Source organism: Streptomyces sp. NPDC045955 (genome assembly GCF_056430805.1).
Genome location: NZ_JBWKKY010000030.1, coordinates 33,886 through 54,377 on the forward strand (window position 1 = coordinate 33,886; position 20,492 = coordinate 54,377).

At 69.6% G+C, this 20,492-nt stretch carries 26 protein-coding genes; 2 read left to right on the forward strand and 24 right to left on the reverse strand.

Going from position 1 to position 20,492, the window contains the following annotated elements; genetic code table 11:
- Positions 1 to 912: 912 nt before the first annotated feature.
- A complete protein-coding gene (locus AC07F0_RS36825) occupies positions 913 to 2,364 on the forward strand; it encodes a membrane-associated oxidoreductase (protein ID WP_478984363.1) in 1,452 nt (483 codons plus the stop codon).
- Between the two features lie 26 nt (positions 2,365 to 2,390).
- Here the strand turns inward: AC07F0_RS36825 and AC07F0_RS36830 are convergent, their stop codons facing one another.
- The 23 genes from AC07F0_RS36830 to AC07F0_RS36940 all read right to left on the reverse strand — a co-directional run bounded on the left by AC07F0_RS36830 (position 2,391) and on the right by AC07F0_RS36940 (position 19,941).
- Positions 2,391 to 4,862 (reverse strand): tyrosine-type recombinase/integrase, encoded by a 2,472-nt coding sequence (locus tag AC07F0_RS36830; RefSeq protein WP_478984364.1) that lies wholly within the window; start codon positions 4,860 to 4,862, stop codon positions 2,391 to 2,393.
- Positions 4,859 to 6,100 carry a tyrosine-type recombinase/integrase gene (locus AC07F0_RS36835; RefSeq protein WP_478984365.1) on the reverse strand — a complete coding sequence of 414 codons (1,242 nt, stop codon included), beginning with the start codon at positions 6,098 to 6,100 and terminating at the stop codon, positions 4,859 to 4,861. The genes AC07F0_RS36830 and AC07F0_RS36835 overlap by 4 nt, the downstream gene beginning before the upstream one ends.
- A gap of 471 nt (positions 6,101 to 6,571) precedes the next feature.
- The gene (locus AC07F0_RS36840) at positions 6,572 to 7,012 is read right to left on the reverse strand and encodes a hypothetical protein (protein ID WP_478984366.1); all 441 of its coding nucleotides are present in this window, start codon (positions 7,010 to 7,012) and stop codon (positions 6,572 to 6,574) included.
- Positions 7,013 to 7,425: 413 nt separating this feature from the next.
- On the reverse strand, positions 7,426 to 8,259 hold the full coding sequence (locus tag AC07F0_RS36845) for a hypothetical protein (protein ID WP_478984368.1): 834 nt from the start codon (positions 8,257 to 8,259) through the stop codon (positions 7,426 to 7,428).
- Between the two features lie 642 nt (positions 8,260 to 8,901).
- Positions 8,902 to 9,162, reverse strand: a complete 261-nt coding sequence (locus tag AC07F0_RS36850) for a hypothetical protein (RefSeq protein WP_478984369.1) — start codon at positions 9,160 to 9,162, stop codon at positions 8,902 to 8,904.
- Positions 9,163 to 9,244: 82 nt separating this feature from the next.
- Positions 9,245 to 9,739, reverse strand: a complete 495-nt coding sequence (locus AC07F0_RS36855; protein ID WP_478984371.1) for a hypothetical protein — start codon at positions 9,737 to 9,739, stop codon at positions 9,245 to 9,247.
- A 118-nt stretch (positions 9,740 to 9,857) separates the two neighbouring features.
- The gene (locus AC07F0_RS36860) at positions 9,858 to 10,211 is read right to left on the reverse strand and encodes an ASCH domain-containing protein (RefSeq protein WP_478984372.1); all 354 of its coding nucleotides are present in this window, start codon (positions 10,209 to 10,211) and stop codon (positions 9,858 to 9,860) included.
- A complete protein-coding gene (locus AC07F0_RS36865) occupies positions 10,208 to 11,308 on the reverse strand; it encodes a hypothetical protein (RefSeq protein WP_478984374.1) in 1,101 nt (366 codons plus the stop codon). The genes AC07F0_RS36860 and AC07F0_RS36865 overlap by 4 nt, the downstream gene beginning before the upstream one ends.
- A 264-nt stretch (positions 11,309 to 11,572) precedes the next feature.
- Positions 11,573 to 11,749: a hypothetical protein gene (locus tag AC07F0_RS36870; RefSeq protein ID WP_478984376.1), complete on the reverse strand. Its 177-nt coding sequence runs from the start codon at positions 11,747 to 11,749 to the stop codon at positions 11,573 to 11,575.
- A 32-nt stretch (positions 11,750 to 11,781) separates the two neighbouring features.
- Positions 11,782 to 12,525, reverse strand: coding sequence for a hypothetical protein (locus AC07F0_RS36875; protein WP_478984378.1), 744 nt, complete (start codon positions 12,523 to 12,525; stop codon positions 11,782 to 11,784).
- Positions 12,525 to 13,394, reverse strand: coding sequence for an Lsr2 family DNA-binding protein (locus AC07F0_RS36880; protein ID WP_478984380.1), 870 nt, complete (start codon positions 13,392 to 13,394; stop codon positions 12,525 to 12,527). The genes AC07F0_RS36875 and AC07F0_RS36880 overlap by 1 nt, the downstream gene beginning before the upstream one ends.
- Positions 13,395 to 13,403: 9 nt before the next feature.
- Entirely contained in the window at positions 13,404 to 13,577 is a 174-nt protein-coding gene (locus tag AC07F0_RS36885) for a hypothetical protein (protein WP_478984383.1), read from the reverse strand.
- 19 nt (positions 13,578 to 13,596) lie between these two features.
- Positions 13,597 to 13,887, reverse strand: a complete 291-nt coding sequence (locus AC07F0_RS36890) for a hypothetical protein (protein ID WP_478984385.1) — start codon at positions 13,885 to 13,887, stop codon at positions 13,597 to 13,599.
- Complete coding sequence (locus AC07F0_RS36895) at positions 13,884 to 14,324, reverse strand: ASCH domain-containing protein (RefSeq protein ID WP_478984387.1); 441 nt, start codon at positions 14,322 to 14,324, stop codon at positions 13,884 to 13,886. The genes AC07F0_RS36890 and AC07F0_RS36895 overlap by 4 nt, the downstream gene beginning before the upstream one ends.
- The gene (locus tag AC07F0_RS36900) at positions 14,321 to 14,998 is read right to left on the reverse strand and encodes a GGDEF domain-containing protein (protein ID WP_478984388.1); all 678 of its coding nucleotides are present in this window, start codon (positions 14,996 to 14,998) and stop codon (positions 14,321 to 14,323) included. The genes AC07F0_RS36895 and AC07F0_RS36900 overlap by 4 nt, the downstream gene beginning before the upstream one ends.
- A 189-nt stretch (positions 14,999 to 15,187) precedes the next feature.
- On the reverse strand, positions 15,188 to 15,400 hold the full coding sequence (locus AC07F0_RS36905; protein ID WP_478984389.1) for a hypothetical protein: 213 nt from the start codon (positions 15,398 to 15,400) through the stop codon (positions 15,188 to 15,190).
- 130 nt (positions 15,401 to 15,530) lie between these two features.
- A complete protein-coding gene (locus AC07F0_RS36910; protein ID WP_478984392.1) occupies positions 15,531 to 16,376 on the reverse strand; it encodes a hypothetical protein in 846 nt (281 codons plus the stop codon).
- A 92-nt stretch (positions 16,377 to 16,468) separates the two neighbouring features.
- A complete protein-coding gene (locus AC07F0_RS36915; RefSeq protein WP_478984393.1) occupies positions 16,469 to 16,810 on the reverse strand; it encodes a hypothetical protein in 342 nt (113 codons plus the stop codon).
- Positions 16,807 to 17,148, reverse strand: coding sequence for a hypothetical protein (locus AC07F0_RS36920; RefSeq protein ID WP_478984394.1), 342 nt, complete (start codon positions 17,146 to 17,148; stop codon positions 16,807 to 16,809). The genes AC07F0_RS36915 and AC07F0_RS36920 overlap by 4 nt, the downstream gene beginning before the upstream one ends.
- Positions 17,149 to 17,159: 11 nt before the next feature.
- Complete coding sequence (locus AC07F0_RS36925) at positions 17,160 to 17,615, reverse strand: Pycsar system effector family protein (protein WP_478984396.1); 456 nt, start codon at positions 17,613 to 17,615, stop codon at positions 17,160 to 17,162.
- Positions 17,616 to 17,728: 113 nt separating this feature from the next.
- Positions 17,729 to 18,190, reverse strand: coding sequence for an RRQRL motif-containing zinc-binding protein (locus AC07F0_RS36930; protein ID WP_478984397.1), 462 nt, complete (start codon positions 18,188 to 18,190; stop codon positions 17,729 to 17,731).
- Between the two features lie 304 nt (positions 18,191 to 18,494).
- Entirely contained in the window at positions 18,495 to 19,268 is a 774-nt protein-coding gene (locus AC07F0_RS36935; protein WP_478984399.1) for a hypothetical protein, read from the reverse strand.
- A 127-nt stretch (positions 19,269 to 19,395) separates the two neighbouring features.
- The gene (locus AC07F0_RS36940) at positions 19,396 to 19,941 is read right to left on the reverse strand and encodes a DUF6197 family protein (RefSeq protein ID WP_478984400.1); all 546 of its coding nucleotides are present in this window, start codon (positions 19,939 to 19,941) and stop codon (positions 19,396 to 19,398) included.
- Between the two features lie 154 nt (positions 19,942 to 20,095).
- Between AC07F0_RS36940 and AC07F0_RS36945 the strand changes: the two genes are divergently transcribed.
- On the forward strand, positions 20,096 to 20,257 hold the full coding sequence (locus AC07F0_RS36945) for a hypothetical protein (RefSeq protein WP_478984402.1): 162 nt from the start codon (positions 20,096 to 20,098) through the stop codon (positions 20,255 to 20,257).
- On the opposite strand, the gene AC07F0_RS36950 is transcribed toward AC07F0_RS36945, so the two are convergent.
- On the reverse strand, positions 20,258 to 20,446 hold the full coding sequence (locus tag AC07F0_RS36950; RefSeq protein ID WP_031045569.1) for a hypothetical protein: 189 nt from the start codon (positions 20,444 to 20,446) through the stop codon (positions 20,258 to 20,260).
- Positions 20,447 to 20,492 lie beyond the last annotated feature (46 nt).

The following is a 20,492-nucleotide window of genomic DNA, read 5'->3' on the forward strand; positions in this document are numbered from 1 at the left end:
TCCCCAGGCGGCCTGTAGAAGCCGAGCTAACTCCCCCGCCGTCGACCGAGCCTGGTCCACCGGCCTGGGCGCAGGTGACGGGCGCGCTAATGAAGTGATTACGCCGTAATCACTTCAGACGCCAGTATCAGAGCTCGGCCATGTGGGCGCTGGCCGGGTGGGCGGGACCGGCTCCCGTGTGTCTCCTGACGAAGCCTTCCGGCGTTCGAGCGAGTCGAGCGACTGGAACCTTTTGTTTCCAACCCCTGAAACGCAAAAAGGCCCCGTCCCACCTGGCTTGGGTGGGACGGGGCCTCGTTGTGTCCACCGTCTTTGCAGTGGGGTGAGAGACAGTGAGCTGGAAGACGGCAGGGTTGGTGGTGGGGTCGGGCATCGGCTTCCCGGCGGCCGCGTGGGTGAGCGGCGCGTACACCGTGGACCAGGTGCCGACGATGCGTGTGCGGTTGGCGGTGATGCCGCCAGTGAGCGGGGTGCCGGTGGCTGGGTCGACGACGACCAGGCCCACGGTGTCGGGTGGCGGCTGGGAACGGTGCGGACCCGGGGGCGACGTGGCCGCCGATCTCGATCGCCACGTCGTCGCGAGGCTGCCACGGGCCGGGCTTCTTACGGGCGGCGAGCGGCGTGCGGAACGCGTCTACCACGGCTTGGTCGCCGGAGTGCATTGTGCCGGGCCCGTGCCCGCACCGCATTCACGCTGGCTGACTCACCGTCGGCCTGGAGGACGCGCGGGAGGGGGGCGTGGAGGTGTTCGACGGTGACCGGACGCCGTACTTCAGGATGCGCTGGGCGAGCAGTTCGACCAGTGCGCATGCCCTTTTCCGGACTAAGGGGACTGACCCTGGGGGCCGTTTGTAAGGCCAGGGGAGCCGTCTCCTCCTGTACCGCAGTGCCTGAATGGATAGGGTCCTGCGGATGGACATCACAGACCTGACGCCTCTGGAACGTCGCATCTGGCAGGCGTTCCCGCGTGGTGTAGCGATCGACGTTCGCCGAGACGAGTTTGAGGACCCCGCGACTATTCAGGGGGCGGAACGGACTGTGCGGGCTGACGTCATCCGAACCCTCATCCTGGGTGGTTCATCCGAATCCGGCGAGGCGCCCGCTCTACGCGTTGCCGGGGCGGCGATCACCGGCGTCCTCGACCTCCAGCACGCAGAGATACGCCATCCGATCCGTCTGACCTCTTGCCACTTCCAGCACGGTTTGGAGCTCGACGGGACGCAGGCCCGCCAGCTCGACTTCAGCGGGTCCTGCCTTCCCGCTCTGGCGGCCACCTCCCTTCGTGTCGACGGCGCACTTCGGCTCACGAACTGCCGGATAGCGGGGAGCGTCCGGCTGAGCAACGCCGAGATCTCCAGCGGGATCTTCCTGGACGGCGCGCATCTCGGGTCTGGTGATGGATGGGCGCTCCAACTTGATCACGCCTCTGTGGGCGCTGATGTATGGGCGCCCGGCCTCGTGGCGCAGGGTGGCATCCGCCTTGGTACGGCGCATGTCGAAGGGGCTGTCGACCTGGAAGATGGCCAGGTCAGAAACGCGAATGGTGATGCCCTCGATGCCGCGCGGCTCACCGTTGGGACAGTCCTCAACGCTGGTGGCCTCACGGCTGAGGGCCGGGTCAGACTTACCGGTGCCAAGGTCGCAGGATGGATCTCCTTCGTCGAAGCCAGGCTCAGCAACCCGGGCGGAGTCGCGCTGGGCATCAGCAGCTGTGAAGCCACCCAGCTGACGCTGCGGGATGCTCGATCAGTCTTCGGCGACGTCAAGATGCATTACGCCACCTTCAAGGTCATCGAGGCGGAACCACAGGTCTGGCCGACCAAGGTGCGCCTGGAGGGACTGACGTACGAGGCGCTTACTCCGCGCCTTCCTGCCGTAGACCGGCTCTCATTGCTACAGCGCGATATAGACGGTTTTGTCCCTCACAGCTATGAGCAGCTCGCGGCCTCCTACCGGCGCGTTGGTGACGACGCCGAGGCCCGCACAGTCCAACTCGCCAAGCAGCGTCGACGCCGGGCCGCTCTTCCCTGGTACGCCAAGCTATGGGGTTATCTCCAGGATGTGACCGTGGGTTACGGCTTCCGTCCCACGCGTGCTGGTGGCTGGCTTCTGGCCCTGCTCCTTCTGGGCTCAGTTGCGTTTGGCATGCACCATCCGCCCCCGGTCGAGCCCGGCAAAGGCCCAGGGTTCAATGCCCCCGTCTACACCCTGGACCTTCTGCTGCCCATCGTCGACTTCGGTCAGCGGAGCGCCTTCGCCCCTACCGGCCTCTATCAGTGGTTGTCCTACCTACTGATCGCCGTCGGCTGGGTTCTCGCAACGACCATCGCCGCCGGGATCACACGCACCCTCAGCCGCCAATAGCGGCTGTGTGCGGTTCATGCCCTCTGTCAGGAGGCACTCGGGGCCAGATCTGGTGAGTGGTCGGTGAAAACTGGCATGCCGAGGTCGACCAGTTGTGGCCGGCCGTCGGTGGAGGTCCGGTTGAGGTTAGTGAGCTTGGCCATGGCGGCGTTGCGGCTGACCTGGAGTCCTTCGACCTCTCCGAGCCAGCCGTTGGCACGGGCCTCCGTGATGCGTTCACGAAGGTTGCGGGTGATCTCGATGAGGCGGGGCCGCTGCTGCGGATCGATTTGGAGCACAGGGCAGCGGATGCAGGCGTGTTCATGCTTGCAGGGTGTTCCGTAGGGCCTTCCGCAGGTGCCCAGTGACACCTTGCGGAGCTCGAAGTGCTGCTGGAAGTCGTGCCACTCCTGCTCGGTGGGCTCGCGGTACTCGTCCTGCGGTCGGTCAGCCCTGCGCCGGTCGAGGAAGCCGCGGTAGGTCCGTACCAGGTCGTCCTGGAAGACCGCGAGGTATGCCTGAGTGGTGGTCAGCGTCTTGTGTCCGAGGATTCGGGCGGCGATGTGGACGGGCAGGCCGCCGGTGACGGCCTCGGTGGCAAACATCCTGCGAAAGTCGTGCGGTGTGTAGGTCAGCGGCTGGCCTGCCTGGTCACGCAGGCCTGTGGCTTCCAGCGTTCGATCGAGCCTGTGCTTGACTGCGGCCTCGCTCATGACCTGCGGCTGCCAGTAGGGCCGCCGCTGGAAGAGGTGGGGCAGCAGCGGGCCGGTAAGGCGCTCGTGGGAGTCGTAGCGGGCAACGAGCGGGATCTTGCCGCCGTTGGCGTCGCGAAGGCGCTTGATGATGGTGGCGAGGACGCTGGCGAGTTCAGGGCTGACCAACAGGAGCCGTTCCTCGTTGCTCTTGGACGGAATGATCTGAAGCAGCGGAACGACTTCTCCGGTCTCGGGCAACCGGTAGGAGACCAGAGCCAGATGCGTAAGTTCCGTCAGCTCCTCGGCTCGGACTCCGGTGTGGCGCAAGGTCTCGATGACCGCCCAGGACCAGAAGGCGTCGTCCTCCACAAGGCTCTGGTTGATCCGGCGGCCGGTGGCACCGACCGGCCGGACGTAGACGTGCGGCGATCCGTGGTCCAGCCGGCTGGGAACCTGGTTCACCTTGAGCAGTTCCCGCACGTAGCTCGTCCCCTCGTACTCGAAGATCCCATTAAGCGGGGTGGCACGAGCGGCATCCAGCAGGGCGACGGCCTCACGGTGGACTCGCTCGGCCGTCTGGACCAGCAACGGGAGATGGGGGAGCCGCTCGCGCACTCGCTGGTGCATGCGTGCGGTGGTCTCCTTGTAGATCTTGTGGTTCCCAGCCCCATCACCCCGGGTGATGGGGCTGGGGACGGCCCACTGCGCCCAGAACGGGTCCTCGTGCGCCCATTCCTGGATGTCGAGGTAGAAGCCTCGAACGCGCATCATCACGGCGATACGGCCCCGTCGCTCTTTGACCTCCCCGCTCTTGCTGTGGACGTAGGTCACGAGCCGCTGCTTCCAGCCGTCGACGACGTCGTCAGGGAGCCGGAGAGTGTCGATGCCGGGATGGTGGGCCTCGATGTCCGCCCAGAAGACACCGACCAGTTCGCGTACCAGTCCGCGGAAACTGCCGTAGTCGACACCAGGACGGCGTTCGTCGAGATACCGCACCAGCACGTTCCGGATCGCCGTCGACTGGATGTTGTAGGCGTCGACCAGTTCGGCGGTCGGCCGCTGGCCGAATCGCAGAGCGTCCTTGAGGGTCTCCTTGGACTGGATGACGCCGACGCCTCGCAGCAGTTCCCAGGCCGTGTGGGTCCCGATGAACGCCTCACCTCGCAGCCGGCGGCCCAGGGCCCGGACGTGGAAGATGTCCTCAGCACTCAATTCATGCAGGTCACGGCCCGTGTGCAGGACCATCGCGGAGATCAGGCGCAAGCCTTCATCGACGTGTCGGGGCGTCATGCCCAGCCCGGCACCGTGGTCGCGCATGGTGTCCAGGTCCCCGTCGGGAAACATCTGCTGGACGTCCTTGAACAGCCGCAATGCCTTGTAGCCGCGCAGGAAGGCGTATCCCGGCAGGACGATCCGGCTCATCATCAGGCAGTTGAGCCCTGCCACCAGCCCGTTGCGCTGGGACTCACTCTGGTCGCCGCCCAGCACGGCGGCGAGTACGAATTCCTTCCCGCTGTCGGCGCCGACCGCCCGCCAGCGTTCCTGCCACCCGTCGCCGGGGTGATCCGCGAGCCAGTCCAAGATCTTGGCCGCGTTCAGCAGCCGCATGTGCCCCCGGTCCCGGTCCGGTTTGGAATCGCGGGGCGGCCAGGACGGAGAGGTGGGCAGCAGCGCGAGCACTTCGGCGCGGGTCAGGTGATCGTGGGGCCCGACGCGTCCCTCGTCAGCTTTCAGTTCATGGTCGACGAACAATGGCCGCGGCGGAACCGGTCCGGTTCCCGCCAGCCGTACGGAGTTGGCCCGCCGCGATCCTTGCCGGGTCATGCGGGCTCACCGCCGAACAGCACGTCCAGGTCGCTCGCCTCGTAGCAGGTGGCCGGCGAAGGCGGCGGAAGGGCGGCGCGTTCCTTGACGTCGGCGAGGTACTCCTGGACGCGTGCGACCACCTGCTCCTCGTCCTCGACCAGGTAGATGTCGGCGGTGGTGCTCAGGTGTGCGTGTCCAAGGATGGTCTGCACGTCACGCAGCGAAAGACGCTTGTCGCGAGCCATGCGCAGGGCAGCGGTGTGCCGCAGGTCATGCATGGACCAGTTCGTCTCCAGCAGGGCGTTGGCGCGGCGGAACACCGCCCGCAGGGCCTCGTAGTTCATCGGCTGATGGATCCGGCCCGCCCCGTAATCACGTCGGCGCAGGGTCCACCACAGCGGGGCCTGTGGGTCCAGCGGCGTGCCCTCGCTCTGGTAGAGCCGGACCCAGATGAACGCCTCCGCGCTCGCGGGCAGCCACTGCTCGGCCTGGGCGCCTTTGCGTACCACGCGTACGAGCTGGTCGCCCCAGTCCACGTCGACCCCCTTCATGCCCAGGAGTTCCGAGGCGCGGGCGCCGTTGCTGATGGCGAGCGCGACGATCGCCCGGTCTCGGTTGGAGCGGAGCGCGGCGAACAACTCGTTCCACCGCTCGTCCGACATCTGCCGGGACCGACGGCGTGGGATTTTCGGGTTGTATCGGAGCCGGCCCTCGCCTCGATTCGGATCGAGCGGATTGTGGTGGGCGTGGGGACGGCGGCGCTCGGAGCGCGCCAGAGGCACCGGGTTGATCAGCGGGCCTTCGCCGGCCTCGATCCAGAAGGTGTAGAAGCTGCGGATCACCGCGTTGCTGTGCCGGATGGTGCGGGGCTTGTAGTGGTCATCCAGGTAGGGCTTCCTGGTGATCGGGTTGACGGTGCCCGCTGTCGCGGTGGAAATCGTCCGCGCAGCGTTGGGAACCTTGGCCGTCGCCCCCAGCCACAACGCGAAGTCCCGCCCTTCGGCAGGAGTGGCTTGGTTCCACGGAACATCCACCACTCGCAGCCACCGCCACCATCGCAACAGGTCGAAGGCGTAGCTGCGGACGCTGCCGGGCCGGTTGTAACGGGCGACGAAATCAATCAGGTACCGGCGTACCGGTTCGACAGCCCGCCCCTCCTCATCGAAGACCAGCCACGGCACCACGCCCGGGTTCGCGGCCACACGGCCCCATCGCGCTAGGCGAATCGATCGGAGATCACGCGAGTACTCGTCCAACTTCGTTGCGCTCCTTGCTCGTTTGGATGCGCAACATCTACCGAGTAGACCGACTGGGGGATGTGCCGTGGCCCGGCGAGTCGCTCGGTAGTCCGGTCAACACCTCGGTGCTCCCCACCGGCGCAGCCGATGGCGATGCGGCGGGGCCCGGCGGGGAGCTGGGCGTAGGCGGTCAGGTTATCGCGCAGCTCGGGGGCGCCGGCGTGGCAAGGACGACGGCCTGGACGCGGTGGTGGTGGCCGCCCAGGTCCAGGATTTCGCGGGCGGCGGCGGAGTCGCGTAGGCGCTCGCGTACGTCCTCGATGCGGTCGGCGGTGGGTGTGGGGTGTGGCGTGTCCGTCGGCGTCGGTCGGCTGGTGGAGGTAGCCGAACGACGTCAGTGTGACCGGGGCTGGTGGCACAGGCGTCTTTCCTTCGTGGTCGGTGGGGTGCCGGGGCGGCCGGTCTGGGCTCGACGGCCGCTCCGGGCTCTCACTTGGTGGTGGTGTTCGCGTCGGCCTTGGCCGACGGGGCGGCGCTAACTGCGGGTTCGGCGTGGCGCTGCTGGACGTACTCGGTGGCCGCGTCGTCGGTCAGGAGCTTCCTGACCAGGTCGGCCGATGTGGACGTGGACGCACTGCGGCGCGACTTTCCGGAGATCGGCTGGCAGCGCTTCGGCACCCGGGCGGCCAAGCGCACCTGGCCGGTCGGCTGATTCCACGCGGTCAGCACATAGCCGGACTCAGGCCACGAGCAGTTTGTGCAGGCGCTCGGCCGGGGTTTCCCAGCCGGGCGTTGCGTGGGCGGCCGTTGAGTTCGGCGGGCCAGCGGCCAGGTGCTCACGGGGTGGACGGACAGGTCGGTGCTCTTGGCCGGGGCACCGAGCTGGTCCGCGGCAAGCTGGTGGAGGCCGTGCAGACGCTGCCGTCCCACGGAAGCATTCGCTGCGTTACGGGCTTTCGTGGTCAAACGGGTGTCAGGTTGCCCAGGGCGCGAACGTGGCCGCCAGCACACCAAGCCCGCACTGCCTCAGGCAGAGCCATCGGGCGAACTGTGCGGCGAAGCGACCTCCTGTTGATTACGGCGTAATCACTGCTGGGCCCGACGGAAGTCACCCGCTGCCCTGCCGACGACACTCACCTCCGACGCCGTGGGTGATTACGCCGTAATCACTTCACGGGGCCCGGGACTGGCGAAGCGACGCCGTTAAGCCGGGCAAGGACGAGTAGATCTGCTCGTTGTCCAGGCAAAGCAGCTGGCGGCGGATCTTGCACTGACCGACCGGTACGAGTATCGACGGCTCGCCTCTCGACAGCCGTGACACACCCTCCCAGCAAGCACCCGCTCTAGGAGGGCGGTTGCTGCAGTTTTTCCTGGGCCAGGAACGCAACTGCTGCAGACAGGACGAGGTGTGCTTCGTTCGTGGTTGCCGCGGGTCGGGCCAAACGCTTCTCCGCGTTGCTCAGGGCCCGCACCGCAGCACTCAGGTAGCGATGGAGACTGACCATCTGGGTGGGAGTGCTGCAGTCGGGCAGTACCTCGGCTACCTCGTCCAGCCAGTACTCGGCATCCTCATCGAGGACGAGACCATCTCGGTGTTCCAGCAGCCGACGTGCCACAGGCATCAGTGCATGATGCCTGCGCTGGGCAGCTTCCTGAGCTCGCCGTTCGGCTGTCCTTTCACGGATGAGTCGTTGTTCGGTTTCCGCTACGGCCTCGGGGGTGCGCCGCACAGGCTCTGCCCCAGGAATGGCATCTACCAAGGCTGCAGCCTGGAGCCGTTTGGCCTTGTTGTAGGCAGCACTGGCTGCCTTGACGGCGAGGGCAGGCGCAAGGTCTTGCCACTCGGTACCTGCGGCACGGGCATCGGCAACAGCTCGAGCCTGATGGATGTCAGCCCGCTCGCGCAGGTACTGCCACAGCTGCACGCGCTTGAGGGCAGCTTGCTGCTGCCTTTCCGGTGGGAGGTGGCGCAATGAGCTGGCATGTTTCTCGGCATAGAGCAGCGCGCCGTACGTCTCGTTGTCTGCAGGCATGCGTTCCACGGTGGGGTCTTCTGCATCTTCATGGAGTTGCCGCAGTTCCCCGACGACTGCTACAGCGTCCAGCTTTCCGATCTGGACTCGCTGCTTGACCAGGGGCTTTGTCGGGGGGGTGGGCTTTCGGGTGCGACCTGCCATGAGTTGAAGTGTGCCCGCCCGGAGGCGATTCACAGAATGTGAATCGTCTGACGGAGGGTCGGGGGAGTCCCCTGGGGGTGGTAGGCCCCGCCCTCACTACGACGGCCGTCTGAGCGACTACACACGTCGTAGTTACCCCGGCCTCGGCAACGCCGGCCCACCGGGAGTGATTACGGCGTAATCACCCCGCCGCACGAGCTGGGGGCCTGCGCAAGCCAGTTGTTGCAGGCGATCCGCATGGTGATTCCAGGATCTCAGCGGGCGGGCAAGGGCGACACTCGACGGTGTCCACGGCCGCCCCGGAGGCAAGCCCAACTCGGGGCCCACCCGCCCACGCCGCACTGCAACGCCTCACCACATCGCTCCACCACTGATCGAGCACTTCGGCGGGAGGTGAAAGACAAGCTGAGGCCTTCGAGGTCGAGGATGTCGCGGGCCGTGGCCGGGCGGCGGAGGCGGTCGCGGACGTGCTCTATGCGATCGGTCTGCGGCGGAACGGGGCGGCCCGCACCGTCCTGGGGAATGTGGAGGTAGCCGAACGACGTCAGCTTGATGACGGGCTTGGGCATGTGGAGGTCCATTCAACGAGGCGGGGTGGAGCGCTGGGGCGGCCGGATGGGAGGTCGACGGCCGCCCGGGGCGTCATGCGGTGACGGGGGTGCTCGCGTCGGCGGCCGCCGCCCGGGCTGCGGTCTCGTGGAGTTCGGCGTGGCGCTGCTGGAGGTACTCGGTGGCCACGTCGTCGGTCAGGAGCGTTTTGATCAGGTCGGCCTGGTAGGCCATGCCGTCGTAGGCGCCCTTGTGGAAGCGGCAGGAGTCTTGGGCTTCGGCGCAGGCCTCGCAGTCTTCCCAGGACTGGTCGTCGTATGGCGCGGTTTCCGCTCCGTGGAGCTCCGGTGTCACCGGGCGGGTGGGGCGGGGGAGAGGGAGCTGTGGGTGATGAGGTCCTCGCGCCAGGTGGGCGGCAGGTCGGTGAGTAAGTCGATTAGGGCGGCCGTGATGGTCGGGTAGTGGTCGTAGAGCGATGCCCAGATCCGTTTGGCCTCGGTGGTCGAGTCGAACTGCGGGGCAGTTCGGAGGCTCCGTGGGCGCGGATGTTCTCACGGCGTTCCTCCCAGTGGCTGGTGTCGATGCCGGCGTCCACGGCCGCGCCCAGGGTCTGGGCGTCGTGGAGGAATTCCGGGGCCAGCTGCCGCGCGGCGAGGTCTTGGGCGACGGCGGGGTCACGGCAGGCGAGCGCGGCCAGCGCATGGTCGGTGAGGAGGACCGTGCGCCGCATCCAGAAGTCCGCCTTGGTGTAGGCGGCGGCCAGCAGCCGGGTGCCCAGACGGGTGAGGTGGCTGGTGGTGTACGTCATGACTTTGACGTGGTGCGGTTCGCCGACGTCGCCGTGCTCGGAGCAGACGACGGCGAACTGTGTCCGGCCGGAGCGCGGGGAGGCGAGGACCAGGCAGAGCGGCCGGAGTTGTGGTGAACGCATTGAAAGCGGCGAAGCCTTGTGCGCTGTGGCGCATCAGGTCGTCAACAGGTCCGGAACGCGGAAAAGCCCCCGGGCGCGCCCTCAAGCGAGGGGGCGGCCGGGGGCCTCGTGTGTGGGGCTAGTCGACCAGCTCGATACCGATGGCCAGGCACCCGAGCCGTTCCTTGTCCGGCGGGTAGATGCGCCGGATGTTGGCCAGTTGCTCCTCACGGGTCGCCTCGGGGTTCACCTGGGACGGCCCTTCGGCGTCCAGGAGTTCCTCGAACGAGGCGTACTCGGCAACCCGTGTTACCCGCGTGATGCATGACCGGTCGGTGCCTTTCACGGCGAACCGGATCAGGTCACCGACCGCCAGGCCGTCGAACTTCGGGTACTTCACCCGGACTTCGCGGCTCTTGCGGCCGGTGGCCACGAGGTCGAAGTACTGGGGGTACAGGTTCAGCTCGAGGACGCGGGCTGAGGTGGTGCTCATGTAGTCGGGCTCCCTGTGGGTACGGACATCAGCCGCGACAGTTCCGCAGCCGAGTACGAGCGGAAGAAGTGCCGGGGGTGGGACAGCAGCAGTCCCGCCAGGTTCAGCAGGCGGTCCGCGAACTCCCCCACAGTGCCGGGCCACTTCCGGGTGTCGAGCATCCACGGTTCGGCGCCTGCGGGCAATGCCGCCTCCCCGGAGCGGATGAGGCTCTTGGAGAGCTTGGCGCCCGTCTCAGCGACGATCATCGGGCAGAACAGCCGAGCGGGCAGCTGACCCCGGGCCAGGCCCACCGCCTGGAGCGCGCCGTCAACCAGGAGGCTCCCGGGCATCCAGTCGGTGCCCTTGACCATCACCTGGAGGACGTCGGCCTCCGCTAACGCGGCGAGTTCCTTGACCATGTTCCGGTAGAGCGTGGCGAGGTCGAGGTAGCCGCCGCCGGTTGGGGTGATGGTGGCCGCGTAGGGGCCGTGGTGCAGGCAGACTGCCGACACGCGGGCGAAGCTGCGGCCGGCGAGTTCCACACGGGTGCGCTGCGCGTACTTCTCCGCCCACCCGCAGGAGTGCGGGCAGGGCACCCGCAGGTGTGGCACTCCCGTGGAGGGAGCCAGCCAGAGGCTCGCGGCGTCCAGGCGTGGCAGCACCCGCAGCCACGTCTCCCGGAACAGGCCGGTGGCCTGCTGCTGCGAGTAGGTCTCGACGCCGTAGGGCACGGCCAGCCGCTCCGAGAGGGCGTCGAACAGGGGTTGGTAGAGGGTGCCGACCAGGCGGGCGATGCCGTCCGTACCGAGGGCCTGGGCGTAGGCCCTCTGGTAGCGGTGCCCCGATACGGGGTCGGTGACCAGCTCGTGCGGCGCGTTGTCCAGTGCCGAGAACCGGACCTCCACGGGCAGGCCGTGGCGGTCGTGAAGCCGGGCGGCCGTGGCGAACGCCATCGACTGCACCAGCGAAGTTCCGACGTGCGGTGCGCCGTTGATCTGCGTGCCCACCACCAGGGCGATCCGCTGCGGCCTGTTGGCGCGGATGCGCGGGGCGAGGACGTCCTCCACGTTCGTCAGGGCGTTCGCGAGGACGGTGTTCGGGCTGATGAGCGTCATGCTGCTGCCTCATCTCATGTCGGTTGGCTGCTGTGGCTGCGTGGGCCGGGCCCGGGGGACAGCCGGGCCCGGGCGTGGGGTCACAGGAGGCGGAACCGGCCGCGTCGGCCGGGCGCTTCAGGGGATCAGCGGTCTGGCCAGTCGGTGACCAGGGCGGCCGCGGCGATCCATCCCTTGGCCAGGACTGATCCAGTAGGGGCCCGGCGCCCAGCTCGAATGCGAGAGGCGCACCCCGACGGGCGCGGCGCTCGGGCGTTGGGGGTGCTACTCGGTGGTGGTGTGGGTGACCACCAGGAACTGGTCGCTGGAGAGGTCCATCACGACCTGGGCGTCGGTGCCCTGGGCGCGCTGGACGGCGGCGTACTCTTCCGCCGGCCAGGAGCCGCGGGGGCCTCCGGCGGGGAACCGCTCCAGGATGGTGCGCTGGGGCTGGGTGGGCATCAAGGTCGCCTCCCTTGAGGCGTGGCGGGTGGTCACGGGTCGGTGTCCTCGGGGGCGGGGACGTCGCCGAACATGTCGTCCATTGCGCGGGTAACGGCGGGCTTGTGCTCGGGCCGGGTCGCGTTGAGGACCGCGTTGGTGAGGCCGATCAGATCGATGTCCTCGAACAGCTCAGTCAGGTCCGCGATGGTCTCGGGGTCCAGGACGACGCCGTCAGGGCGTTCGCTGTCCAGGTAGCAACTCATGGCGTCGACGTAGTCGGCGAGCCGGTGGGCCATGTCCGGGGTGATGTCGAAGCTGTGGCAATGCTCCAGGCCTGAACCGAGGGCCCCGGTGGGGCTGATGTTGATGCGGATGCTCTGCCCGGGGCCGGGTGCGGCCTGTCCGAAGCCAGTGAGGGCTTCGGCGAGAGCCGCGATCGCACGGTTGCAGTCCGCGTCCGTGTCTGTCGCGGTGTCTGCGTCATCCCGGTCCGCGTCCAGCAGCGGCGCTTCCCAGAGCACTTCGAGGCTTTCGGCGTGGAGCCGGATGATCCCGTCGGCGGTGTGCGGGAGCGTGAGGTGGCCGATGACGCGCAGCAGGTCACCGGGCTGCCGCTCGGTGAGCAACGCATGCGCGATCTCCGGCTCCATGGTCGTACAGGGAATGACCGCTTCTTCGACCAGGTGGTCGGTCCCGGCGGAGCAGGTCAGCCGCCAGGAGACGGTGCCCTCACGGTCGCCGGGTTCGGCTTCGGCGGCCAGGTAGCCGTCCAGAGCGAGGGGGATGGCGTCCATCAGCTCGCCTCCGCGAGGCCGTTGGTGCGGTGGGCGGCGTCGTAGGCGTCCAGGACGACCTTGGCCGGGGTGCCCCGGTCGGCGACCTGGTAGCCGTTGGCGCGCGCCCACGTCCGGATCGCGGCCAGCTCCTCCTTGCTGCGCTTGCCGGTGTGAGCTGCCGGGGCCGGGGCGGGAGCCAGGGGAGTGGTCTCCTGTACCGCCGTGATGGGACGGCCGCCGGCCTTCACCGCACGCAGCTGCGCCTGCGCGGCCTCGAGTTCGGCCTTGGCCTTAGCGACGCGCTGCTCTGCCTCCTGCTGGGCGGCGTCCGTGGCGCGGCGCTCGGTCAGCTCGGTGAGATCGCTGCGGACGCGGGCGGCCCGGTTGCGGATGCTGGCGGCGGGGTGGCTCTCCGCCCAGGAGAGCAGGGCCTCGATCCCGTCGGTGTCCGCCGTCCCCGCACGCGCCGGGACATCCGCCTCCGGTGTGCCGGCGTGGTCGTCCGGGACCGGGACCGGGACGGTGGCAGGGACGGGCAGGTCGGCGTGCTTCACGGCTTCGGCGAGTTCGCTTTCCGACAGTCCGAGGGTGCTGCAGACGTGCTCGGGGCTGTCGCCGTTCTTGAGCATGGAGGCGGCCGTGGCAATGAAGGCGTTGACGGTCATGGAATCTCCGGTGGAGGTGTCAGGGCTGGCGAGGTGCGGAAGCAGCCGCACCAGGTCGTCTTCGGTACAGGGCAGTCCAAGGGCGCCCAGCAGGTCGGTGAGGTCGTCCTTGTCGCGTGCGTGGCGGGCGACCACCACGGAGGCAGCGGCGGACTGGTCGCTGCCGAGCGGGGTGAGTTCGAGGGCCTCGGCTTCGAAGGCCTCACGCATGTCGGGGAACATGGCCGGCCCCTATGCCGCGGTCCTGCGGGGCTTGCGCTGGGCGACGTCCAACAGCTCGCGGTTGCGCTTCCGCTCGGCATCGGTCAGCGGCCGGGCCTTCGCGCCGTGGCGGTGCCAGAGCGGGGAGGCGGGCGGCTCGGGGTAGGCGAGGGCTTGGTCGACGTCGCGGTCGGTGCTGCTCATGGAGTCCTCCAGGTGGAGGTCAGGCGTGATCGCTTTGGCCCTTGGACTTGGGCTTCGGCGTGAGGTCAGAGGCGAACCGCCCGAGGCGGGCCTCCACGGGGTTGGCGGTGATCCACTCCTCAGCGCATGCCTTGTGCACGGGCTCGCCGGCGTGGGAGCGCATGGGCGTGGGCTGGCCGCACAGCGTGCAGGGGAGGTCCTGCCAGCGGTCGAAGTGCCGGCCGTCGCGCCAGACGAGAAGTTCGCCGGGAGCCGGGATCAGGCCCGGCTCGAAGGGCGGCTTCTGCTTCGTGCGTCCCCTGCGGGTCACGGCCGGAAGGCGGGCAGCTGCTGGAACACGCGGTCCAGCAGGTCCTCGGTCGGCTTCCAGGGCACGACCTGCCCGCGTGCGGGGACCGGCAGCGGCAGCTCCTGGACGTCGTCGAGGACCAGGTGCCAGGCACCCGGGTGCGCCCACTCCGAGCACAGCGGCGCTCCTTCGGGGTCCTGGTGGCAGTCGGTGATCCGGGCGACGCCGACCACCGCACCCGTGACTAGTTGGCGGCCGCGGATGGTGCGGCCGATCAGCGGGATGCGCAGGGCGGGCTGGTCGATGGTCTTGCTCGTGTGCAGCAGCACCCAGCCGGTCCGCCACCGGCCGGGCCGGTTCTCAATGGTTTTGGCACCGGCGAGGATGCAGGCCGCGTACGGCTGCCGGATGCTGATGCCGCGGATCCAGTCGCCGTCGGGCAGAGTCGCGATGCTCATGCGGCTCGCCCCCACAAACCGGTGCCCGGCCGTCCGGCACGGCGGCCGTTGATGGACGGGACCGTGGTGTGCGCGGCGGTGGCGAGGACCGCGCGGCCGGAGTGCTTGCCGTCGTACAGAGCGGCGTCGGCCGCCCTCTGCAGCGCCGTCAGGTCGTGGGTGCCGATCGCGTCCGGCGTCGCGGCGCCGACCGAGGCGGCGACGTCGACGGTGCGGCCGTCGTCCAGGACGACTGGCGTGCGCAGCATCCGGACCAGTTGCGCCAGGCGCTGTTCGCGGCGGGTGGCGGGCAGCTCCAGGAGGACCGCGAACTCATCGCCTCCGAGCCTGCCCACGGACGTGTGCGGGCCTGCCCAGGCGGTGAGCCGGGCTGCGATCGCCGTGAGGACGGCGTCGCCTGCCGGGTGGCCCATCGTGTCGTTGATCCGCTTGAAGTGGTCGGCGTCGACCATGACCAGGGCCGTGTCGTCGCCGTGGCGGGCCAGCAGCCGGCGGGCGCGAGCGGTGTAGGCATCGCGGCGCATCAGGCCGGTCAGCGGGTCCCGCTTCGTCGCGGCGAGCCGTTTGTGCAGCGCGACGGCGTGCACGGTCCAGCCGGCCAGTGGCAGGGCGGCGGTGGTGATCAGGAGGGTGCGCAGGCCAATCCGGCCCGAGGTGCGCAGGACGGAGTCCATACTGAGGATCTCCCTCTCGTCTCGTACGGGGTGGGTGGGCCCGGGACGGGCGGTTGGTTTGGACGCCGTGTCGTCCGTCCCGGGGCAGAGCTACAGCTCGAAGTCGCCGTCGTCGGCGCGGGTCCAGCTGTACGGGTCGTTCCAACGGCCGGCGGTCGCGGCCTTCCAGTCGAGCTCCCAGCCGGGCCGCTAGACGCAGGCACCCCAGCCGTCCGGCCGGTCGTGCGGGATCTCGAGTCCGGCCTCCCGCGCGGCGCGTGCCGCGTCGTAGACCTCGTGTGCGATCCGAACGGCGGCGCTGCGGCTGTCGGCCTGGCCGGTGAAGATGTGCACACCGCGCAGGCCGGGCTGGACGGTGCTCCGTATCGGGACGTCGACCTCGAAGAAGGGCAGCAGGGTCATGACGTCCAGCTCCTCTCGTGACTCGGTATTGAGGGACCACCGCAACCGCCCCGGCCTCCGTCGAGCGGGGAGGCCGGGGCGGCACGGAGCGTCCGTCAGGCAGCAGCCATCGGGGTGCGGAAGTCGCCGGTCAGGCGCGGTAGACGAGCGGGCGGGCTCCGGCACGGAGTTCGCGGATGATCGAGCAGGGGCCCTTGGTGGCGCAGTACGCGTCGTCGGTGTCCGGCAGGGCGTTGCCCGTGGTGCCCCACATGTCGCGGGCGACCGCGTTCACGGCGCGCAGCATCTCGCCGTTGTTGGGGCGGCAGGCGCTGTTCTTGTCGCCGACGCCGTGCCGGGCGGCGCTGATGATGTGCTGGCGGGCCTGGCGGGCGGCCCAGCGGCGGCTGTCGGGGCCGGTGTTCTCGTGCACGTGCCCGCAGTCGTGGAACGTGTCCATGTGGCAGGCGGTGCAGTGGTAGGTGACCAGCTGCTCCGACTTGCCGCCGGGACGCCACGTACCTTCGAACTCGTAGACGATGACCTCGGCACCCGGGGCCTCGGTGTGCGCGAAGGCGGTGACAAGGCCGACCCCGTCCGCGATCGCGCCGCGCTGCGCCTGGTTCCAGAAGACGCGGGGGAGGAAGTCGTCCCAGCCCTTGCCGTGGGGCCACTGGGCGTACAGGACGCCCTGCGAGGCGTCGAAGGTCGCCTTGCCGTCGACGCTCTCGCGCTTGTACTGCTCAATCTGCTCGATCGACCCGAAGTACGTCGCGCTGAACTCCTCGGACTCCAGGAAGATGACGCCATACCCCTCGGGGCGGGTGTCGTGGCCGTTGTCCCGCAGCATCTCGACCATGTCCTCGTAGCAGGGGTTCCCGGGGGCGATGGTGCCGACGAGGGGCAGCCGGTAGTAGTCGCAGCTCGTGACGTGGGCCGGGTTGGTCTCGCTGACGTTGTGCGCGGTGCCGTACGTGTTCGTGATCGTGATGCCCATGCGTGGGTGTCCTTCCCGGGTGAACAGCGGGCGCCCGGTGCGGCCGGGGCGCGGCGGGTTGTGGTTGTTCGGCGAGGCGTCGGCGGCACGACTCACGCGCGGACCGCGTCCGCGTACTGCGCCTCCAGGTCGACGCGGCCCTCGGGGTCGTCGCCCTGGAGGTCGTGGTCGTCGGCCTCTTGGTCGACGCCGTCGCCGTGGACGGTGCAGACGATGTCCGGGTCGTTGTCCATGGCGCCGGTCAGCGCCTTGTGCAGGTCGGTGACCGCGTCTTGCCGGCCGCGGGTGTCACTGACCACGCCGCGCAGACCATCGAGCGAGAGGACCTGGGAGGCCGGCCAGGTGCCGGCCAGCGTGGACTTGCCCGCGCCGGAGGCGCCGATCAGCACGATCAGCCCGTTCTCCGGCAGGTCCGGGTACAGCACCGAGGTCATTCGGGATCTCCTTGCGGGTCGAGGGATCGGGCTGCCCAGTTCAGGCGCTGCCCGGCGTTGTCGGTGATCAGGGCGGCGGCCTCGTGCAGGGGGCAGGAGGCGTCGCCGTCGCGGTCGGGCTCGATCTGCTCCGCCCGGCGTGCGGCGGTGCTGACCATCTGGGCGAGGGCGGGGAAGAGGCCGCCGGGGACGTCGATGTCCTCCTGGAGCTCGCGCAGGATCGCGGCGAGCTCGCGGGCGTCGATGTCGTCGGCGGTCAGGTCGTCCTCGATCTGCTGGACGGCGAGGGCTGCGATGCCGACCGAGGCGCGGATGCGTTGCAGGCGTGTGTGGGCCATCGCGGCCGCCGTCACAGGGCGAGGCCGGTGGTGGCCAGCGTGAGCAGTGCCAGGGCGATGAGCGACAGGTCGATCGCGCGCCGCAGCTGGGTGAACTTGGCCACGGCGAGGATGGACAGGACCCGGATCCGGGCGGCTCGGGTGTCACCGTCCATGCAGGCCTGGATCTCGTCTTCGTCCAGGCGTGCCCAGTACGGGAACGATGCGCGGTCGTGGCCGTGCAGGCGGGGCCGGACGACCAGGAGCAGCAGCACGGCGGCTGCGCCCAGGGCGAGGACGGCCGCCGTGCCGAACACTTTGGTCGGCAGAGGCAGGTCCTTGTCGGCGACGGACGCGAGGCCCGCCAGGACGGCGCCGTTGAAGGCAAGCAGTAAGGACGACTTGCCGTCCGTCCTGCTGATCTCGTGGGCGACCGAGGCGCAGGCGGCGTCCAGGTTCTTGTCGGTGTCGGTAGCCGTGGTGGTCATAGGCTGGTTTCCCGATCTCGAAGGGGTGAGGGAGTGGGCGGCCGGCCTTTGCCGGTGCTGCGGCCGCCCGGGTGGGCCCCGTCCCGGCCTGTGTCGCCGGGACGGGGTCCGCGCTACTCGGCCAGCCGGTGAGCGGCAGAGGCTGCGGGCGCGAGGTAGCTGCTGGGATCCACGGGCGTGCCGTCGAAGCACTCGATGCAACAGCCGAGCTTCTTCGAGAGGCAGAAAAAGAACCGCCTCCCGCAGTCCCCGCAGGTCTGGCGAGTTGCCATGGCCCGGTCCAGGGCCCATTCCTGAGCGAGCGTCGGCGTCCGCTTGGGCTTCGCCAGGTCGACCCGGAGCAGGAAGCCCCGGGTGGGGTGATTGCACGACCACTGCGGCCGGTACGAGCACCACTTGCAGCGCAGGATCGCCACCGGGCCGTCGTTGCCGCCGGGGCTGAGGCCCATGTCCCTCAGCTGACGCCGGGTGACGAGCCCTGCGGGGACCGCGCCGCGATCGAACTCGGGCAGGGTCGCCTCCGAGCGGGGCACGCGCTTGATCTCGCGGCGCCGCTTCCCGCGCCTCCTGGGCATCAGCGGCTCCAGGCGCCGGGCAGCCGGTCGGGGCGCTGCGGGTAGCGGGGGCCGGGACGCTGCGGGCGGGGTCGGCCGATCCGGCGGCGCGGGCGGGGGATGAGCACGAGTGATCTCCTCCAGTCGTCGGTGGACAGCGCTGCACGCCGCCGACGTCGTGCTGGGGTCGGCGGGGCGCAGCAAGGTGGTGCGTTCGGCCAGGCGGCCTGTCCGGTCCTCGCCCGGCCCCGGGGTGCGGGGAGGGGCGAGGACCGGGCAGGGCGTCAGGTCTTCATCGGGCGCGGCAGGTCCGGAGTGCCGTGGGTTAGCGCTGGAGCGGGCGGACGTTGTCGTCGTCGAAGTCGTCGCCCGCCGGGGTCGGGGCGGGGAGGGTGGCGTGGAGGTGGAGCGTGGGGTTGAACTGCGGCATGAACTGCGGCGGGTGGTTGTGGACGATGGGCCGCAGGGTCAGGCCGCGCAGCGCGAAGATGCTGGCCAGCGCCCACATGAGGGTGGCGAGGCCGGTGGCGGCGGCGCGGCCTCCGTCCGGGGTGGCGGACCAGATCATGGCGAGGCTGCCGATCCCGAACAGGAGCCACGCGATGCGGGCACCGGCGTTGCCGAAGAACCCGCCGATGAGCCCGAGCAGCCCGGTGAGCTGCCAGAACGCGTACAGGGCGGCGGGGGCGACGGGGAGGTGGGCAGCCTGGTCGGCGAGGAAAACCCGGATCGGGTGGTCGACCGTGCCCCACAGGCCGGTGCCGTCTGCGGCGTTGGAGGCCGGAACGTCGGACAGGCCCTTGAGGGCGGCGCTGGCGATGTCGCCGGCGGTGTCCACCATCATGATGATGAGGCTGATCCCGGCGAGCAGCCCGGCCGTTTTGATCCAGAGGGCGATCTCGTGCCATCCGGCGTGCCGGGCCTGGCCGACCTCTTCCCACCGCTGGTGGAGGAAGCCGCCATCCTCCCAGGACTCCCGCCATGCGGTGCGCAGCCGCGCCAGGCGCTGCTTGCCCTTGCGGCCGGGCGGCAGTTCGAACTCGTCGAGGATGCTGTTCGGGCGGTGCTGGCCGTTCATCTGCCTGTCGTTGTGGGACATGGTGCAGTCGCTCCTTCGGCTGGGAAGTCGGTGGTGCGCGTGGTGGGTGTCCGGCCGGGTGGCCTGCCCGCGCGTCCGGCCCCCGGGCAGGCGGGGTTCGGGCGCGAGGCAGGGGACCCGGAGCGGGCTACAGGCCGCGGGCGCCGGCGAGGCTGGCGGCCTGGTCGACCATGCGGATCGGGACGCGGCCCGTGCCGTGCGCGTCGTTGAAGGACGGCACGGAGTCGACGTCGCCGAACTTGCGGCGGATCGTGTCCAGGAGCACGGAGGCGGCGCTGGCTTCTAGGCCTCTGTCGCCGCGGGCCTCGGCGCGGATGGCTCCGAGCATGCAGCGGGCGCCGTCCTCGTCGACCAGGGCGCCGGAGCACCAGCCGCCGGTGAGCAGCCGGTGGTGGGCGCGCTGCAGAAGGGCGGCGACCGGGGTCGGGTAGGACTCCGGCGGCGGCTGGAGCGTCGGGGTCAGCGGGACGGTGACGACGTCGACCAGGTCCACGGGTTCGGTGGGGATGTGCGCGGTGTTGACCTCGTAGGCGACGGCCGCTTCGTCCAGGCGCGCGGTCATCGCCGCGTTCACCAGAGCGAGGCGTTCCTCGAGGCTCAGTTCCGCCGGCGGCGCGGCCGGGGTGGTCGGGGCGGGGTGGTCTATGGCGGGGGAGAGCGAAGCATGGGGCATCGGGACTCCAGGCAGGGGGCGCCGAAGGGCGCCGCCGGGATTGGTCTGCGGCGGCGCCCTTCGGCGTTGTGTAGCGGGGGGAGTGGGCGTTTGGGTGTCGGCGCACCCGTGTCCCGGGCATCCTCGGACCATCAGGCGCGGGGAAGGGGATGGAGTGGAGTTCGTCTTCGAGTGCGGATGGCGCGGCGGGGACAACTACTTCGTGGGCAAGCAGGTCGGCTTCTGGGTCGACAAGTGGGAGATCCCCTCGGAGTGGGACTGCCGTTTCTGCGACGGGCTCAACTACACCCCTGACCCGCCGTGGACGGAGGCGTAGTCAGAGGCTGGAGATCAGCCCGGCGAGCGAGGCGAGGCCGCTGTTGATGGTCGGGGCCAGGCCGGTCGCGGCGAGGGTGAAGCCGAACAGCGTGCAGGCCAGCGCGGAGCCGACGCGGACGTAGCCGCCCTTGACCAGGACGACGACGATGATGCCCAGCAGCACGGCGGCGGAGATGGACAGGGCCACGGTGGTGGTGCTCCTTCACAAGGGGTCGGGTGGGGCCGGCCGCGCT

Excerpts from the sequence above, each read along its gene's own strand:
- AC07F0_RS36825 (WP_478984363.1), top strand. The coding sequence starts at position 913 with ATGGACATCACAGACCTGACGCCTCTGGAACGTCGCATCTGGCAGGCG.
- AC07F0_RS36830 (WP_478984364.1), bottom strand. The coding sequence starts at position 4,862 with ATGACCCGGCAAGGATCGCGGCGGGCCAACTCCGTACGGCTGGCGGGA.
- AC07F0_RS36845 (WP_478984368.1), bottom strand. The coding sequence starts at position 8,259 with ATGGCAGGTCGCACCCGAAAGCCCACCCCCCCGACAAAGCCCCTGGTC.
- AC07F0_RS36855 (WP_478984371.1), bottom strand. The coding sequence starts at position 9,739 with ATGCGTTCACCACAACTCCGGCCGCTCTGCCTGGTCCTCGCCTCCCCG.
- AC07F0_RS36860 (WP_478984372.1), bottom strand. The coding sequence starts at position 10,211 with ATGAGCACCACCTCAGCCCGCGTCCTCGAGCTGAACCTGTACCCCCAG.
- AC07F0_RS36865 (WP_478984374.1), bottom strand. The coding sequence starts at position 11,308 with ATGACGCTCATCAGCCCGAACACCGTCCTCGCGAACGCCCTGACGAAC.
- AC07F0_RS36870 (WP_478984376.1), bottom strand. The coding sequence starts at position 11,749 with ATGCCCACCCAGCCCCAGCGCACCATCCTGGAGCGGTTCCCCGCCGGA.
- AC07F0_RS36875 (WP_478984378.1), bottom strand. The coding sequence starts at position 12,525 with ATGGACGCCATCCCCCTCGCTCTGGACGGCTACCTGGCCGCCGAAGCC.
- AC07F0_RS36880 (WP_478984380.1), bottom strand. The coding sequence starts at position 13,394 with ATGTTCCCCGACATGCGTGAGGCCTTCGAAGCCGAGGCCCTCGAACTC.
- AC07F0_RS36885 (WP_478984383.1), bottom strand. The coding sequence starts at position 13,577 with ATGAGCAGCACCGACCGCGACGTCGACCAAGCCCTCGCCTACCCCGAG.
- AC07F0_RS36895 (WP_478984387.1), bottom strand. The coding sequence starts at position 14,324 with ATGAGCATCGCGACTCTGCCCGACGGCGACTGGATCCGCGGCATCAGC.
- AC07F0_RS36900 (WP_478984388.1), bottom strand. The coding sequence starts at position 14,998 with ATGGACTCCGTCCTGCGCACCTCGGGCCGGATTGGCCTGCGCACCCTC.
- AC07F0_RS36905 (WP_478984389.1), bottom strand. The coding sequence starts at position 15,400 with ATGACCCTGCTGCCCTTCTTCGAGGTCGACGTCCCGATACGGAGCACC.
- AC07F0_RS36910 (WP_478984392.1), bottom strand. The coding sequence starts at position 16,376 with ATGGGCATCACGATCACGAACACGTACGGCACCGCGCACAACGTCAGC.
- AC07F0_RS36915 (WP_478984393.1), bottom strand. The coding sequence starts at position 16,810 with ATGACCTCGGTGCTGTACCCGGACCTGCCGGAGAACGGGCTGATCGTG.
- AC07F0_RS36920 (WP_478984394.1), bottom strand. The coding sequence starts at position 17,148 with ATGGCCCACACACGCCTGCAACGCATCCGCGCCTCGGTCGGCATCGCA.
- AC07F0_RS36925 (WP_478984396.1), bottom strand. The coding sequence starts at position 17,615 with ATGACCACCACGGCTACCGACACCGACAAGAACCTGGACGCCGCCTGC.
- AC07F0_RS36930 (WP_478984397.1), bottom strand. The coding sequence starts at position 18,190 with ATGCCCAGGAGGCGCGGGAAGCGGCGCCGCGAGATCAAGCGCGTGCCC.
- AC07F0_RS36935 (WP_478984399.1), bottom strand. The coding sequence starts at position 19,268 with ATGTCCCACAACGACAGGCAGATGAACGGCCAGCACCGCCCGAACAGC.
- AC07F0_RS36940 (WP_478984400.1), bottom strand. The coding sequence starts at position 19,941 with ATGCCCCATGCTTCGCTCTCCCCCGCCATAGACCACCCCGCCCCGACC.